Annotated in this window: 16 protein-coding genes; 10 read left to right on the forward strand and 6 right to left on the reverse strand. The window is 69.6% G+C overall.

Annotated elements, in window-relative coordinates; genetic code table 11:
• Window positions 1–44: 44 nt before the first annotated feature.
• Both OG735_RS27175 and OG735_RS27180 read right to left on the reverse strand, forming a co-directional pair.
• The gene (locus OG735_RS27175; RefSeq protein WP_327325751.1) at window positions 45–695 is read right to left on the reverse strand and encodes a DUF4360 domain-containing protein; all 651 of its coding nucleotides are present in this window, start codon (window positions 693–695) and stop codon (window positions 45–47) included.
• Window positions 696–941: 246 nt separating this feature from the next.
• The gene (locus OG735_RS27180; RefSeq protein WP_327325752.1) at window positions 942–1,175 is read right to left on the reverse strand and encodes a chaplin; all 234 of its coding nucleotides are present in this window, start codon (window positions 1,173–1,175) and stop codon (window positions 942–944) included.
• Window positions 1,176–2,103: 928 nt separating this feature from the next.
• Between OG735_RS27180 and OG735_RS27185 the strand changes: the two genes are divergently transcribed.
• Window positions 2,104–2,343, forward strand: coding sequence for a chaplin (locus tag OG735_RS27185; RefSeq protein ID WP_327325753.1), 240 nt, complete (start codon window positions 2,104–2,106; stop codon window positions 2,341–2,343).
• 148 nt (window positions 2,344–2,491) lie between these two features.
• Here the strand turns inward: OG735_RS27185 and OG735_RS27190 are convergent, their stop codons facing one another.
• Window positions 2,492–2,776 carry a hypothetical protein gene (locus OG735_RS27190; RefSeq protein ID WP_327325754.1) on the reverse strand — a complete coding sequence of 95 codons (285 nt, stop codon included), beginning with the start codon at window positions 2,774–2,776 and terminating at the stop codon, window positions 2,492–2,494.
• Between the two features lie 361 nt (window positions 2,777–3,137).
• Here OG735_RS27190 and OG735_RS27195 point away from each other — a divergent pair, with 361 nt between their 5' ends.
• From OG735_RS27195 to OG735_RS27205, 3 genes are all read left to right on the forward strand, one after another.
• Window positions 3,138–4,328 (forward strand): glycosyltransferase, encoded by a 1,191-nt coding sequence (locus tag OG735_RS27195; RefSeq protein WP_327325755.1) that lies wholly within the window; start codon window positions 3,138–3,140, stop codon window positions 4,326–4,328.
• A 404-nt stretch (window positions 4,329–4,732) separates the two neighbouring features.
• Window positions 4,733–4,903, forward strand: a complete 171-nt coding sequence (locus OG735_RS27200; RefSeq protein ID WP_327325756.1) for a hypothetical protein — start codon at window positions 4,733–4,735, stop codon at window positions 4,901–4,903.
• Window positions 4,903–6,084, forward strand: coding sequence for a GNAT family N-acetyltransferase (locus OG735_RS27205; RefSeq protein ID WP_327325757.1), 1,182 nt, complete (start codon window positions 4,903–4,905; stop codon window positions 6,082–6,084). Before OG735_RS27200 ends, OG735_RS27205 begins: the two co-directional genes overlap by 1 nt.
• A gap of 12 nt (window positions 6,085–6,096) precedes the next feature.
• Here OG735_RS27205 and OG735_RS27210 read toward each other — a convergent pair whose 3' ends face one another.
• On the reverse strand, window positions 6,097–6,363 hold the full coding sequence (locus OG735_RS27210; RefSeq protein ID WP_327325758.1) for a hypothetical protein: 267 nt from the start codon (window positions 6,361–6,363) through the stop codon (window positions 6,097–6,099).
• Between the two features lie 368 nt (window positions 6,364–6,731).
• On the opposite strand from OG735_RS27210, the gene OG735_RS27215 reads away from it, so the two are divergent.
• Both OG735_RS27215 and OG735_RS27220 read left to right on the forward strand, forming a co-directional pair.
• On the forward strand, window positions 6,732–7,595 hold the full coding sequence (locus OG735_RS27215) for a S1 family peptidase (protein WP_327325759.1): 864 nt from the start codon (window positions 6,732–6,734) through the stop codon (window positions 7,593–7,595).
• 148 nt (window positions 7,596–7,743) lie between these two features.
• Window positions 7,744–8,373 (forward strand): alpha-ketoglutarate-dependent dioxygenase AlkB, encoded by a 630-nt coding sequence (locus tag OG735_RS27220; protein WP_327325760.1) that lies wholly within the window; start codon window positions 7,744–7,746, stop codon window positions 8,371–8,373.
• Here the strand turns inward: OG735_RS27220 and OG735_RS27225 are convergent.
• Window positions 8,370–9,998, reverse strand: coding sequence for an N-acyl-D-amino-acid deacylase family protein (locus OG735_RS27225; protein WP_327325761.1), 1,629 nt, complete (start codon window positions 9,996–9,998; stop codon window positions 8,370–8,372). The genes OG735_RS27220 and OG735_RS27225 overlap by 4 nt on opposite strands.
• Before the next feature lie 11 nt (window positions 9,999–10,009).
• Window positions 10,010–11,323, reverse strand: coding sequence for an alanine racemase (locus OG735_RS27230; protein ID WP_327325762.1), 1,314 nt, complete (start codon window positions 11,321–11,323; stop codon window positions 10,010–10,012).
• Between the two features lie 207 nt (window positions 11,324–11,530).
• Here OG735_RS27230 and OG735_RS27235 point away from each other — a divergent pair, with 207 nt between their 5' ends.
• The 4 genes from OG735_RS27235 to OG735_RS27250 all read left to right on the forward strand — a co-directional run bounded on the left by OG735_RS27235 (window position 11,531) and on the right by OG735_RS27250 (window position 15,398).
• Window positions 11,531–12,631, forward strand: coding sequence for a PfkB family carbohydrate kinase (locus OG735_RS27235; RefSeq protein ID WP_327328475.1), 1,101 nt, complete (start codon window positions 11,531–11,533; stop codon window positions 12,629–12,631).
• The gene (locus OG735_RS27240) at window positions 12,628–13,407 is read left to right on the forward strand and encodes an IclR family transcriptional regulator (protein ID WP_327325763.1); all 780 of its coding nucleotides are present in this window, start codon (window positions 12,628–12,630) and stop codon (window positions 13,405–13,407) included. The genes OG735_RS27235 and OG735_RS27240 overlap by 4 nt, the downstream gene beginning before the upstream one ends.
• A complete protein-coding gene (locus tag OG735_RS27245; protein ID WP_327325764.1) occupies window positions 13,404–13,814 on the forward strand; it encodes a RidA family protein in 411 nt (136 codons plus the stop codon). The genes OG735_RS27240 and OG735_RS27245 overlap by 4 nt, the downstream gene beginning before the upstream one ends.
• 111 nt (window positions 13,815–13,925) lie before the next feature.
• A complete protein-coding gene (locus tag OG735_RS27250) occupies window positions 13,926–15,398 on the forward strand; it encodes a GntP family permease (protein WP_327325765.1) in 1,473 nt (490 codons plus the stop codon).
• Window positions 15,399–15,421: the final 23 nt, after the last annotated feature.

Below are 15,421 nucleotides of genomic sequence, written 5' to 3' on the forward strand. Positions count from 1 at the left end.
CCGAGGGGTGGCCGGTCCGATGGCAAATCCTCAGCACAGTCCTGTCAGGGCTCGTCGCACTCCTTCCAGGCCAGCCGGTAGATGGTGTTGATGGCACCGTCCGTCGAGTCCATGGTCATGAAGCTGGTCGTCTTCTTCGGATCCGATGTCCCCGCGTTGACCCGCACTTCAGTGTTGATGTTGAAGTTGCGCTTCACGCCGCACGCCGCCCAGACCAACTGCCCCCATTCCGTGGAGTCGGTCGCATTCCAGTTGTCGTCGAGAGGGCCCCGGAAGGGGTGATTTCTGGCCGCTGTGTCCGGCGAGCCCTGGAAGTAGTACGACGCCTTCTGCATCGCGGTGGCGCCGGACTGCAGGCTCGCGAAGCCGCGGTAGTCGGCGCTGGCGATCGCGTACGTGAAGCCCTGTGGGACATGCACGACCAGGTTGAGCTGGCAGTTCTTCCGGAAGTCGGTCGGGTTCGCACCCACGCCCACCTTCGCGAGGTACTCGCTGTAGGTCACGGTGAAGGCGGTGTTGTCCTCGGACACGGCGACCGCGGCGGATCCCGGGCGACAGCCCGATCCGTTGACTGTCGCGATGTCGATCGTGATTTTGTCGGGGGGCGCGATGCTAACGGCGGAAGCGTTCTGAGAGGCCAGCAACGAAGCGAGAATTGCCGCTGTCGCGCCACCCGCTAAAAGTGCACGGGACATGATTCTCCCATCGGGGAAATGTGAGGGGTTCATCCGGAAGTGACCATGGCTAGCCGTGACCATGTCAACCCTTCAAGCATTTCTGGGTGCTTCTCGAAGAGCCGGATCGAGTGGAATGGTAGGTAGCCGAGAGGGGGCTGGCTAGGGCCGTTATCGGCCTCTCGTCGATGCGCCGGAACCAGCCATCAGAGAAAAGCGGCACCGAGGCGCACTTTCGTGCCCCTCGGTGCCGCTTTGTGGAGAATGTCAGTCGTTGGAGCAGGAGTTGCCCATGGCCGGGTTCAGCAGGCCGATCACGCTGATGGTGTTGCCGCAGACGTTGACCGGCACGTGAACCGGAACCTGGATGACGTTGCCCGACACGACGCCGGGGGAGTCCTTGGCGGTACCATCGGCGCCCGAGTCCGCCATGGCGGGGGCAGCGCTGCCCATGGCCATGACGATGCCGGCGACAACCACTGCAGCCTTCGTGTGCTTCATTGTTTTGATCCTTTCAGCAGTGGTGCTGTACGCAAGCCCGACCTTCGCGCTGCGCTTCCAGTTCCCTGTTCATGAACACCCCTGCAGGACTAGTAACGATTCGATTCCCGTCAAGAAGCCTCAATATGGCCGCCAACTCGAAAAGTCACTCGTATGCAGCACGGCAGAGTTATCGTACTGCCGGGAAGATTCTTTGCAATAATTATTTTCTTGCTTCTCGGTGTGCCTTTTCCGCCTTATTGGAACTTTTGTTTCCCTGAATAAGTGCCCGCTCGAACGTATGGCGCTCGGGGGCGGGCTGATCAACTCTGTTCGAAGGGTTTGGTTCCGGGCGTACACTCGAATGCCGCAATTGCGTCATGTGTGGCCCGTTGTAAATACCGGCGGAGGGCCTTCGAGAGGTCCTCCGCCGGGCGAAGCAGATCGCCGAGCGCACCCGGATGCGCCATGCCAACAGGTGGCACGACTGCTCCACGGCGCAATGCGCCGCCGGCTGGAGGGTTGTACCCGGATGGATCCCGTACACGTTCTGCTCCGCCATTCCACCACTCCGGGGCGGCCACCCGGCCCCGGATTCACCCTTTTGCCGAATGAATTCCGCACAGCCGAACAATTCCTGATCGAGGCACCGCGGGGGCACTCTGCGCGCAATCAGGTGATGAAAACAATATGAAAATCGCGGCGACCGGTCAGGTGTCCGTAAAACAAGGAACGGACGCTGCCTGTCCAGGGCTTGTTGAGCGACCACTGGACTCGTGAGGATCGTTTCTGCGGGCTCACTCACATGGCCCGCATCGGCGCGCTCATAGGGTAATTGGGCTGAACAGGGGTACCAGCATTGTCGGCCGTGTCATCTCTATGGGGAACCCGTTTCGATCTGTGTGAGCCCTGATTTTGGGCAGAACATCGAGCAGAAGGTGCTATTTCCATGAAGACTGCCAAGAAGGCCGCCCTGGTGCTGGTCACCGCTGGTCTCGCCGCCGGTGCCGCCTCCGGTTCCGCGTTCGCCGACTCCAAGGCGAGCGGCTCCGCCAACGAATCGCCGGGTGTGGTCTCCGGCAACCTGGCCCAGGTTCCGGTGCACGTCCCGGTGAACGTCGCGGGCAACACCGTCAACGTGGTCGGCCTCCTCAACCCGGCCGCCGGCAACGACGCCTCCAACGGCTGACCCCCCGCTTCGCCACACCAGGGTGGCGCCACCGTTACCGATCGGTGGCGCCACCCTGCTCGCTGTTCCGAGCTGCACATACAGCGGAAGGGGGTGCGACCGCCGACGGTCGCACCCCCACCTGAACGCGCTGCCGCAGACGGCCCGTTCAGCCGCCCAGCTGGACGCCGCCCAGCATCGGGGTGACCTCACCCGCGCTCTTCAGAGCCTCCTGAGGGGCGCTGCCCTTGACATTGTTCAGGCCGATCGCAGTGTCGGCGACCTTGGCCACCGTGGACTCGTCGCCGCTCGGCAGGGTCTGGCCGAGGGCCTGAGCAAGGCCGGCCTTGAGGGTTGTGGGGGGCATGGGCGTCGTCGCGGCGACCGCGGGAGATGCCGCCCCCATCGCCGCCACGGAGCCGGCAACGATCGCAGCAACCCTTGAGTACTTCATCTCTACGACTCCTGTTCTCCGGCGGCGTTTCTCGCCGCCGTCGACATGGGTAACGACACGCGAGCGCAGGAGGCACCCCTGGTTTCTGGTCCTTTCGACACCGGCGAGTCCTACGTGATTTCCAACTAGCTTTCTGACAAAGTGCACTCCTGCTTTGTTACGTTGCACGAACATGCTCCGGAACGGCGCCGCCGGGGCGAACAGTGACGAACCACTGCGCCGGCTCGCCGAGCGGCACGGAAGGCGTACGGGACGGGAACGGCACCGCGTTCTCTTTGTGTCGGCAGATTCTCGCCGCTGAATTTCACGGCGGCGCTGCTCGCCCGAGCCATCTGAAGTCCGCGTACGAAGAGAGCCGCCCGTGCTGCAGAGAAGTTGGAGCGAGAAGAACCAACTGACGGTTTTTCACCTGGTGCTTGCACGCGTCGTCACCGACCTGGTCAGGGCGCAGGTCGCCGAAGGCTTCCGAACTGTCGTGGCCTGCCCGCCCGGCGGGACGCTCGCGTCGGATGCCGCGGCGGCCGGAGCCCGGGTGTACACCTGGGCCGCCGCGGGCGCACCGGGCCTCCAGCTGGTCAGGGAAGTCCTGACCGCAGCCGGCCTCATCCGCCGCAGCAGCCCCCATCTCGTGCACGCGCACAGCGCCAAGGCAGGGCTCGCCGCCCGCCTCGCCGTACGCGGACGTGTTCCGACCGTCTTCCAGCCGCACGCCTGGTCCTTCGACGCGGTGGAAGGGCGCGCCGCCGAACTGGCGCTGAAGTGGGAGCGGTACGCGACCCGTTGGACCACCCGGACCCTGTGCGTCAGCGAGACCGAGCGGAGGGCCGGGGAGCAGGCCGGAATCGCCGCCCGCTGGGCCGTTGTCCGTATGGGCATCGACCTGCGCCACTTCAGCCCCGACGACACGGTGAGCAGCGCATCCGCGCGGGCCGCGCTGCCGCAGCTGAACCACATCCCGGCCACCGCGCCCCTGGTGGTCTGCGTCGGCCCGCTCTGCCGGCAGAAAGGCCAGGACATCCTGCTGAAAGCCTGGCCGCAGATGAGCGCGGCCGTGCCCGACGCGCGTCTGGTGCTGGTCGGGGACGGGGTCGACCGGGAAGCACTGATGCGACTCGCCCCGCCCGGCGTGGTGTTCGCCGGGGTGTGCCGGGACACCAGAGCTTGGTTCCGCGCGGCGGACGTCGCCGTGCTCCCCTCCCGCTGGGAGGGCGTGGCGCTCGCCCCGCTGGAGGCGATGGCCTGCGGCCTTCCTGTTGTGCTGTCCGACGTCGGCGGGGCCGGCGAGAGTCTGCCGCCCGGCCACGAAGCCTTCGGACTCGTACCCCCGGAGGACCCGCCGGCCCTCGCGGCGGCGCTCACGACGCTGCTCACCGCGCCGGAACTGCGGCGATCGCTGGGCCGCCAGGCCCGGACCCACACAAGGGCGACATACGACGTGCGGGAGACCGCCGCAGCGGTCTCCGGCCTCTACCAGGAACTGCTGCACCACCTACTCCCGCATCAGGAACTGCTGGGCTCGCCCCGACCCAGGACGAGGAAGCGCACCCGGTGATGACCATGGCGAGCGCGCCGACGTCCCACATTGCCCACGCGACAGGCCGGGCCGTCCCGTTCGGCTCACACAGCTTCGGCACGCGCAGCATCGGCGGACGCGGCTCCGGCAGACGCAGCTCCGCCGCGGGACTGCTCGTCGCCGACGGGTTCGCGCCGGCCTTCACCGTGGTGCTCTGCGCCAACTGCTTCGGCCCGGAGTCGTGTTCGCCCTGCTCGCGGCGGTCCTGCCGGCGCGGCAGACCTGCCGGACGCCGTCTCGTCGCCTGCGCTCGCGACGCCGGAGGACGTCAGCCGAGCACGGACAGCGGCTCGCCACCCGTGCGCAACGCGTGCTCCCCGCCGACGCCTTCGTGGTGTACGCGCCCGCCCCGGACACCACCCCTCGACCGAGAGAGCAAGCCGATGACCGACTCGCCCGAGCAGGAGCCCGCCACCCCCGGATCGCCGTCGCAACGAATCGGCGCACTCCTCGCGTGGATCACCCCACTGCCCAACTGGTGGGCGCCGCCCGCCTGCTTGCAGGCAATCCCGCCGACCGGGCCCGTACCCGCCGGCGAGCGGGAGCTGGTGTGATGGCCGGCGAGCGAACGGTCATTTCCGTCAGACTGTGCCGCGATCCCCGCGACTTCGCCGGACTCCGCCCGGAGTGGGAGGCGCTGCAGCGCCGGTGCGCCACGGCCACGCCCTTCCAGAGCCACGCCTGGCTGCTCTCCTGGTGGCTCTCGTACGGGAGGGGCGGCCGGCTCCGTGTCGTCCTGGTACGCCGTGGCGGACGTCTTGTCGCGGCCGCGCCCCTGATGCTCGTACATCGTCCGATGCCGCTGCTCGTTCCGATGGGAGGCCAAATCTCCGACTTCGGCGACATTCTCGTCGACGACGAGCACGCGGAGATCGCCATCACGGGGCTCGAGCGGGGACTGCACCGCGCCGCACGGCACGCGGTGATCGAACTGCGTGAGGTACGGCCGGGGGCGGCGGCCCAGCGGCTGTACGAGGCGTGGACGGGGGCGCGAAGGCGGCTCACGGACTCGGTCTGCCTGGAGCTCCCGGCCGTCCCGGTCGAGGAGCTCGTCAAGCGGCTGCCGACCGTCCGGGCGCAGCGCCTGCAGGCCGAGCTGCGCGAGATCGACGCGCTGAAGATCGAGAGCTACGCGGTGCCCGAGCACGAGGTTCCCGCGGCCGTCGACCATCTGCTGCGGCTGCACGAACTCCAGTGGCGGGGGCGCGGGGTCGCCCAGGAACACCTCAAGCCGCGGTTCGCGGAGCATCTGGCGCGGGCGACCCAGCGCATGGTGCGGGCCGGGGAGGCCGCGCTGACCGAGTTCCGGCTGGACGGCGAGGTGGTGGCGGCCCATGTGGCGCTGCAGTCCGGGTATCTGACGGGCGGCTATCTGCACGGCGCCCACCCGGGGCTGCGGGAGAAGAAGGTGGACGTGGCGACGATGCTGCTGCGACACGACGCGGAGCTCGCGGCGCGAACGGGCCGGCAGGTTCTGAGCCTGCTGCGGGGCGACGAGGCGTACAAGAGCCACTGGCGTCCGCGGGCCGTCATCAACCAGCGGCTGCTGCTGGCCCGGTCCGGTCTTGAGCCCGCTCTGCGGCTGCGCGCCGCGCAGGCGGGTCGGCGCGCGAGGGCGGCGGGGGGCGTGGACACACGGTTCCGCGGTGCGCGCTGGTGGCGTGCCCGCCTGGACGACTGGCGGGACGCCCGCGCCGCCGATGTCCGGGGCGGAGGTGGCGCACCCCGTCCGTGATCGTTGACCTTGTCAGGCCGGGTGCGGGTCGTGCAGCCAGCCCCTGCGCGGCGGTGGGGGACCGGGGCGGGCGTCGGCTTCGCCCTCCGGGGGCGGCGGATAGTGGGCGAGGCGGGTCCACTCGGTGTCAGGGCGGCCCGGCAGGGTGCGGCCGGCGGCGGCCCACTCCTGTTCGAGCTCTTCGTAGATCGGGCTGGCGCCTGCGGGCGGGCTCGTCGGATTCGGGGCTGAGAGCGTCTGGACGCGCTGCCATCGAGCAGGCGCGGTAGTCCTTGCCATAAGCGGCAAACGCGCGCCCGCGGGCGAAGTCACTGCCGCAGTACGGAGCGGGGGGACAGCAGGAACGGTTTTTCGACCCCTTCGCGCGTGTCGGTGAGGATCGTCCCGGCGGCAGGGTGCAAAGTGGGACGTTTTCGCTCGCGAGGCCGTGATGATACGGAATGCAGCCCGCGGAAGGGGCGAAGCCTCCGCGTCGGCTGCGCCGGTGACTCGTCGTCAGTACGCGGGCCGGCACGCGGGCGCACCGGTGCCGGCCCGCGCCCGGCTGACCGGATTCCGTATCTTGTCGGCCGACGTGAATGCGCCAACAATGCGCATGACAAACCGAAGGCTCTTCGGTCACTGAAGTCGCAAGAGGGGACCCCCACATGAACAAGCCTCTCGTCGGCGCGCTCCTCGCCCTGGCACTCCTCGGGGCGGGCGCGGCACCCGAGATCGCGGTCACCACCGCGGACGCGGCACCGGCCGCCACCTCCACCGTTCCCCGAGTCGGCGTCAAAGCAGTCGACTTCGCCGGAACGGTGGCGCTCAGCAACTGTTCCGGATCGGTGGTGCGGATGCCCGCGTCGGAGCCCGACGACCCCGCACTCGTACTCTCCAACGGGCACTGCATAGAGAGCGGCTTCCCGGCCGCCGGTGAGGTCATCGTCGATCAGCCGTCCAGTCGTAGTTTCGGCCTTCTCAACTCCGCGGGCAGCAGAATCGCCACGCTGCGCGCCAGCAAGATCGCATACGCGACGATGACGGACACCGACATCTCGCTGTACCAACTCACGCGCACCTACGCCCAGATCCAGAGCAGCTACGGAATCAAGGCGCTCGAGATCAACGCCGAGCACCCGGTGCAGGGCACCGCCATCAAGGTCGTGTCCGGGTACTGGAAGCGGATCTACAGCTGCAACATCGACGGCTTCGCGTACCGCCTCAAGGAAGGCGAGTGGACCTGGAAGGACTCGGTCCGCTACACCTCCAGCTGCAACACCATCGGTGGTACGTCGGGCTCGCCCGTCGTCGACAACGCCACCGGCAAGGTCGTCGCGGTGAACAACACCGGCAACGAGGACGGCCAGCGCTGCACCGACAACAACCCGTGCGAGGTGGACGAGAACGGGAAGGTGACGGTGCGCCCAGGCATCAACTACGGCCAGGAGACGTACGGGATCGTGCCGTGCGTCGGCCTCGACAACAAGATCGACCTGGGGCGGCCGGGCTGCACGCTGCCGAAGCCGTGACTCCTGCGGTGCCGTGACGCCCGCCGTGCTGTGACGCCCGCCGTGCCGTGACCCGGAACGGGGCACCGTTCCGGGTCACGGCGGCGGGGAGTTCCCCTCGCCCCGAGCGATCCGTTCGTATGTTCGAATACCGAGGTACCCTGGAGGCATGGCAGCACACCTCCAGGGTTCCCTCTTCGACCAGACCGACGAGATCCGACTCGGTCAGCTGAAGGACGTACGGCGGACCGTGCTCGGGGACGGGGCGTGGATCGATGTCCTGCCGGGCTGGCTCGGCGGGGCGGACGCGCTGTTCGAGGAGCTGGCGTCCGGTGTGCCGTGGCGGGCCGAGCGGCGCCAGATGTACGAGCAGGTGGTGGCGGTGCCCCGGCTGCTCGCCTACTACCGGGAGGGCGACGCGCTGCCGCACCCCGTCCTGGACGAGGCCCGCGCCGCCCTCTCCGCCCATTACGCCGGCGAGCTCGGCGAGCCGTTCGTCACCGCCGGACTCTGCTACTACCGCGACGGCCGGGACAGCGTGGCCTGGCACGGCGACACGGCCGGGCGGGCGTCCCGGGAGGACACCATGGTCGCCATCGTGTCCGTCGGTGCCCCGCGCGATCTGGTGCTGCGGCCCAGGAGCGGCGGCCGGCTCCCGGTGCGCAGGCCGCTCGGGCACGGCGACCTCATCGTGATGGGCGGCTCCTGCCAGCGGACCTGGGAGCATGCCGTGCCGAAGACGGCGCGATCGGTGGGGCCTCGCATCAGCATCCAGTTCAGGACGCAGGGCGTGCGCTAGACGGCCTGCCGGGCGGGTCGGTGGTCCGTCCGGCGGACCGAGCGGCCGGCCAGCACGTCCGTACGGCGCCCGTCCTCGATCACGAACCTGCCGTTGATCAGCACATGCGGGATACCGACCGGCAGCGTACGCGGGGACTCGAAGGTCGAGCCCGCCGCGACCGTGTCCGGGTCGAAGAGGACCAGGTCCGCGCGGTATCCCTCGCGGACCAGGCCGCGGTCCGGCAGGCGCAGGCGGGCCGCCGGGCGGGAGGTGAGGTGGGCCACCGTCTCCTCCAGGCTGAGGATGCCCAACTCCCTTGCGTACCGGCCCAGATAGTGCGGGAACGTGCCGTACGCGCGCGGGTGCGGTTTGTCGCCCTGGAGGATGCCGTCGCTGCCGCCCGTGTGGACCCGGTGCCGCATGATCTCCCGGACGTTCTCCTCGTGGCCGACGTGCTGGAGGATCGTCGAGCCGAGCCGGTCGTCGATGAGCAGCCGCCGGGCGTTGATCCACGGGGCCTCGCCGCGCTGGGCCGCCGACTGCGCGACCGTCTTGCCGACGCAGCTCGCGAGCCCGGGGTCGCTCACGCCCGAGATCTCGATGGTGTCCCACTCGATGGGTACGCCGTGGCAGCCGTCCGCGCCGATCTCCTCCATGTGGTGGCGGATCTTCTCGGCGGTGGCGTCGTCGCGCAGGCGCGCCAGGATCGCGTCGGGGCCGCCCTCGCTCGCCCAGCTCGGCAGCATCGCGACGAGCGTGGTGCAGCCGGGGGTGTACGGGTAGGTGTCCAGGCTGATGTCCGCGCCGGCGGCCAGCGCGTCGTCCAGCAGCGCGAGCAGATCGGGAGCCCTGCCCTTGTTCACGCCGAAGTTCATGGTGGCGTGCGCGAGATGGAGGGCGCAGCCGGCGTCGCGGGTGAGGGAGACCATCTCCTCGTACGCCTGGAGAGCCCCGGCGCCGTACGAGCGGTGGTGCGGGCAGTAGTAGCCGTCGTAGCGCGCCACCACCCGGCAGAGTTCGGTGAGTTCGGCGTTGCCCGCGTACATGCCCGGCGTGTAGGTGAGGCCGGACGACATGCCGACCGCGCCCTGTTCGAGGCCTTCGGCGACGAGCTGCTTCATCCGGGCGAGCTCGGCGGGGGTCGCGGGGCGGTCGTCCCAGCCCACCGCGTACATCCGGACCGTGCCCTGCGGGATGAGGTACGCGGCGTTGACGGCGATGCCCTGCCGGTCGAGCCGGTCGAGGTACTCGCCGACCGTACGCCAGTCGAAGTCGACGGTTGTGTCCCCGGGTGCACCGCCGTTCCAGCCGGTGATCGCCTTGCGGACCTCGGCGAGGGTCGGGTCGTCGACCGGTGCGTACGACAGGCCGTCCTGGCCGAGCACTTCGAGGGTGACGCCCTGTGCGGCCTTGGCCTCGTGCGCGGGGTCGCGGAGCAGCGCGAGATCGCTGTGCGCGTGCATGTCGATGAAGCCGGGGGACAGGGCGAGGCCGTGCGCGTCCAGGAGGCGGGTCCCGGACAGGGCGGGGTCGCCCGCACGGCGTACGGCGGCGATGCGGCCGTCGTCCAGGCCGACATCGGCGCGGTACGAGGGTCCGCCGGTGCCGTCGATGACGCGTACGTCGCGGATGACGAGGTCCATGGTCCGGCCCCTCAGAAGAACGTGCGGATGTAGTCGGTGACCGTGCCGTCCGCCTCGACCAGCGGGATCAGCTGCCATTTGTCGAAGCTCGTGCACGGGTGGGACAGGCCCATGCCGACCCAGTCGCCGACCTCGAGCCCGGCCTCCGGAGTCGCGCGGACCCAGCCGTGCTGGTCGGACAGTCCGCTGACCGTGATGCCGTGCGCCGGGCGGATCTCGCCGGTGCGGCCGTCGCGGACGACCTGGGCCTCGGGGAGGTCGAGGTCGTATGCCGCGTCACGCTTGCCCGCGTTGACGAAGGCCTGGTCGGGGGTGGGGCGGGAGACGACCTGCGCCCAGAGGCGGAAGGCGGGCTGGAGGGCGCCCTCCTGCGGGATGCGGTTGAAGGGGGTGAGGTGGCGGTAGTGGCCGTCGTCGTGCGAGACGTACGCGCCGGAACGCAGCAACTTCAGTACGGGGAGGGAGAGTTCGGGGATCTCGGCGAAGACGTCCGCGACCGCGTCGAACCAGGCGCTGCCGCCCGCGCTGACGACGATCTCCTCGGTGGCGGCGAAGCGGCCGGCCTTGTCGAAGTCGGCGGCGAGTGCGGTGAGGCGGCGCACCCAGGCGCGGACGCGGTCGCCGTCGGCCTGCGGTACCTCGCCCTCGTAACCCGCGACGCCGACGAGGCGGAGGGTTGCGGCGGCGGCCACCGCGTCGGCGACGGCTGCGCAGTCGGCTTCCGTACGTGCTCCGGTCCGGGCACCTTCGCCGGCGCCGAGTTCGACGACGACGTCGAGAGGGCGGGAGGCGCCGGCGTCGCCGAGGGCCGCGTCCATCAGCTCGACTCCGCGTACGGAGTCGACGTAACAGATGAAGCGGAAGCCGGGGTCGGTGTCCAGCTCGTGCGCGAGCCAGCGCAGTGCGGCCGGGTCGACGACCTCGTTGGCGAGGAAGATGCGCTGGATCCCGTAGGCGCGGTAGACGCGGGCCTGGTGCGGGACGGCGGCGGTGATGCCCCAGGCGCCGTGCTCCAGTTGGCGGGCGAAGAGCTGCGGCGACATGGAGGTCTTGCCGTGCGGGGCGAAGACGAGGCCGTGGCGCTCGGAGTACGTCTCGAGGAGGGCGAGGTTGTGCTCGACGGACTCGGCGGAGAGGGCGAGCACGGGGGTGGTGAAGCCGCCGGTGAAGAGGTTGCGGCGCTCGGCCGCCAGGGCGCCGACGGTCAGGCCCGCGGCTTCGGCGTCCGGGGGGAGGGCCTTGAAGCGGTGGTCGACCGGTTCGTCGGCGAGCCGGTCGAGTCGTCCGGCGGCGGTGTCGGCGTTGTCGGTGGCGTCGGCAGCCATGGGGCCTCCTCGGGAGATTGCCGTACGGTACGTGCATTCTGTCGCGTTGCATTCTCTGCAACACCCATTGCGCACTTCGCTTACCGCTGTCTAACATCCGAGCCACGCCGGGTCAATGGAGTCTCCGGCGACCACCAGCGAGGAGCTTGAGCGACTGTGACCGCGACCGTGCCAGGACCCGTCGACGTCGTCTGTCTTGGCGAGTCCATGGTCACGTTCCTGCCCACGCGGCAGGGGCGCCTCGCCGATGTGCCGTCATTCGTACGTGGCATCGGCGGAGCCGAGTCCAACGTGGCGTGCAGTCTGGCGGCGTCCGGGCACAGCGCGAAGTGGGTCGGGCGGGTCGGCGCGGACGGCTTCGGTGAGCACCTGGTCGCGGCGATCGCGTCGTACGGCGTCGACACGTCGGCGGTGCAGCGCGATCCGCAGCGGCCGACGGGGATCTACTTCCGTACGGCCGGCGACCGCGCGGCCGATGCGCATGAGGTCCTCTACTACAGGGCGGGATCCGCGGCGTCGGCGATGTCGCCGTCGACGGTCCGGGACGAGGACGTGTGGTCGGGGCGGATCCTGCACCTGTCCGGGATCACGGCGGCACTGTCGGCGGACTGCCTCGCCCTGATACGCGAGCTGACGACGCGTAGGCCGGGCCGCGCGCTTGTCTCGTTCGACGTGAACTACCGCGTGAACCTGTGGCGCGAAGCCGAGGACCCGCTGGTGCTCCTGGATCTGGCGCGGGGTGCGGACATCGTGTTCGTCGGCGAGGACGAGGCGGAGGCGGCGTGGGGCCTGCGCGGCGCGCCGGCGGTCCGCGCGGCGCTGCCGGAGCCGGAGGTGCTGATCGTGAAGCAGGGTGCGCAGGGGGCGACGGCGTATGTACGGGACGCGGAGCCCGTCCTCTCCCCGCCCCTGCCCGAACCGGGGGCTCCGTCCCAGCACTCCCGCGCCTCAAACGCCGGCGAGGCCGATGTTCCAGCCCGTCCGGTAGCCCCGCGTGGCGAACCCGCCCCCGACACCGTCACCCACGCACCCGCGCCCCGCGTCGATGTCGTTGCCCACGTCGGCGCCGGCGACGCCTTCGCCGCCGGATTTCTCTCCGCCACCCTCCGCGGGCTCCCCGCCCACCACCGGCTGCGGCACGGGCATCTCATGGCCGCAGCCACGCTCACCGCCGACGCGGATCTCGCCATGCCGCCCACGCGGGCGTATGCCGACCGGCTGGTCGCACTCGACGCCCGCGGCTGGGAGACACTGCACCTCGGCCCCGGCTGGACCGCAGCCGTGGATGAGGAGGTAGCTACGCCATGAGCCAGACCGTCGATCGCGCCCTGAGCATCCTGCCGCTGCTCGCGCAGGGACCCGCCGACCTCGGACAGGTCGCCGACCGGCTCGGCGTGCACAAGTCCACCGCCCTGCGCCTGCTCCGTACGCTCCACGAGCACGGACTCGTCTACCGCCAGCAGGACCAGCGCTACCGTCTCGGCGCCCGCCTCTTCGCGCTCGCCCAGGAAGCCGTCGAGAACCTTGATGTACGGGAGATCGCCCACCCCCATCTCGTACAGCTCAACGAGCAGTGCGGGCACACCGTCCACCTCGCCGTGTACGAGGAGAGCGAGGTCCTCTACATCGACAAGGTCGAGAGCCGCTATCCCGTCCGGATGTACTCCCGGATCGGCAAGCCCGTCGCCATCACCGTCGCAGCGGTGGCGAAACTTCTGCTCGCCGACCTCCCCGAGGCCGAGCGGCGCGCTCTCGCCGAGAAGCTCGAGTACCCCATGTACACATCCCGTTCGATCCCGAACCCCGCCGCGTTCCTCAAGGAGCTCGCCGTCGTCCGCGAACAGGGATGGGCCACCGACCTCGGCGGCCACGAGGAGTCCATCAACTGCATCGGCGCCCCCATCCGCGGGGCGGACGGCCGGGTCGTCGCCGCCATGTCGGTCTCCGCGCCGAATGTCGTCGTCACCGCGGAGGAACTCCTCACCCTTCTCCCTCTGTTGCGCCGCACCGCCGACGCCATCAGCCGGGAGTACTCCGGTGCTGTACCTGATTCCCAAGCCGTCCCACCCAAGGAAGCTCCATGAGCGAGAAGATCGCGATCACCCCCGCCACCCACACCGCACCGCCCGCGAAGTTCTCCCACGGCGTCCGCAAGGGCAACATCCTCCAGGTCGCGGGCCAGGTCGGCTTCCTGCCCGCCGTAGCAGGACAGCCTCCGACGCCCGCCGGCCCGACCCTGCGCGAGCAGACCCTCCAGACCCTCGCCAACGTCAAGGCCGTGCTCGAAGAGGGCGGCGCGAGCTGGGACGACGTGATGATGACCCGCATCTACCTCACGGACGTGGCCCACTTCGCCGAGATGAACGAGATCTACAACGCGTACTTCGAGGAGCAGGGACTCAAGGAGGCCGCCTCCGCCCGTACGACCGTGTACGTCGGCCTGCCCAAGGGCCTGCTCATCGAGATCGACGCCCTGGCAGTCCTCGGCTGACCTGCGGCTGATCCTGCACCACCCCGCTCTTCACGGCGCGGCGCTCTCCCCCCGGGCGCCGCGCCGTGATCCCCCACACCCAAAATCCCCCGAACAACGAGGTCCCCCGCCATGCTGCTCGCCGCTGACGCGCCACCGGAGACCCCACCCCACACGGGCGGTCTGCTCCTGCTCATCGACGGCACCGCCGGTCTGCTGACCGTCGCCGCCCTCGGCATCGCGCTCCTTCTCCTCCTGATCATCAAGGTCAGGCTGCAGCCGTTCGTCGCGCTCCTCGCCGTCTCCATAGCCGTCGGCCTGGCCGCCGGCCTCTCCGTCACCGAACTCTTCGGCACCGTCCAGAAGTCCGCCGCCGTCTCGGTCATCGAGTCCGGCATGGGCGGCATCCTCGGACACGTCGCGATCATCATCGGTCTCGGCACCATGCTCGGCGCGATTCTCGAAGTGTCGGGCGGCGCCGAGGTGTTGAGCTCGCGCCTGCTGAACCTCTTCGGCGAGAAGCGCGCCCCTCTCGCCATGGGCCTCACCGGCCTGATCTTCGGAATCCCGGTCTTCTTCGACGTCGGCATCTTCGTCCTCGCGCCGATCGTGTACGCCGCCGCGAAGCGCTCCGGCAAGTCGATCATTCTCTACGCGATGCCGCTGCTGGCCGGTCTGTCGATGACCCACGCCTTCCTGCCGCCGCACCCCGGCCCGGTCGCCGCCGCCGGCCTGCTCCATGTCTCACTGGGCTGGGTCATCCTGATGGGCATTGTCGTCGGCCTCCCGGCGGTCCTCGCCGCCTGGGGCTACGCCGCCTGGATCGGCAAGCGCCTGTTCGTCGAGGTCCCGCAGGACATGCTGGAGGCCGCGGAGGAAGCCAAGGCCGCCGTGCGCGCGGAGCAGACCGCCGCGGGCCGCGCCCCGCAGGAGCGCCCGGTCGGCCTCGGCACGGTCCTGGCCATCATTGGTACGCCGCTGCTCCTGATCCTCGCCGCGACGTTCTCCTCCATAGCACTGGACCCCTCCACGCTGCGCTCGGTCATCGAGTTCTTCGGCCACCCCTTCGTCGCCCTGACGATCGCGCTGCTGCTGGCGTACTACCTGCTGGGCCTGAGGCGCGGCTGGTCCCGCAAGTCCCTGGAGTCCGTGTCGACTTCGTCGCTGAAGCCGGTCGGCAACATCCTGCTCGTCGTCGGTGCGGGCGGCGTCTTCGGAGCCGTACTGAAGGCGAGCGGTGTCGCGCAGGCGCTCTCCGACACCTTCAACGGCATCGGGCTGCCGGTCATCGTCCTCGCCTATCTGATCTCGCTGGTGCTGCGTGTGGCGCAGGGCTCGGCGACGGTCGCGATCGTCACCACGGCCGGCATCGTGCTGCCGCTGGTCGAGAACGGCGACCACTCACAGGCCTTCCTGGCGCTGGTCATCATGGCGATCTCGGCCGGTTCGATCTTCGCCTCGCATGTCAACGACGGCGGATTCTGGATCGTCTCGAAGTACTTCGGCATCACCGAGCGCGACACGCTCAAGTCGTGGACGGTGCTGGAGTCGGTGCTGTCGCTCGCCGGCTTCGCGATGGCGGCGGCGCTGAGTCTGGTCGTCTGACCGTACGGAAGTGAGCAGGGTGC

The organism is Streptomyces sp. NBC_01210, assembly GCF_036010325.1.
Classification (GTDB): domain Bacteria; phylum Actinomycetota; class Actinomycetes; order Streptomycetales; family Streptomycetaceae; genus Streptomyces.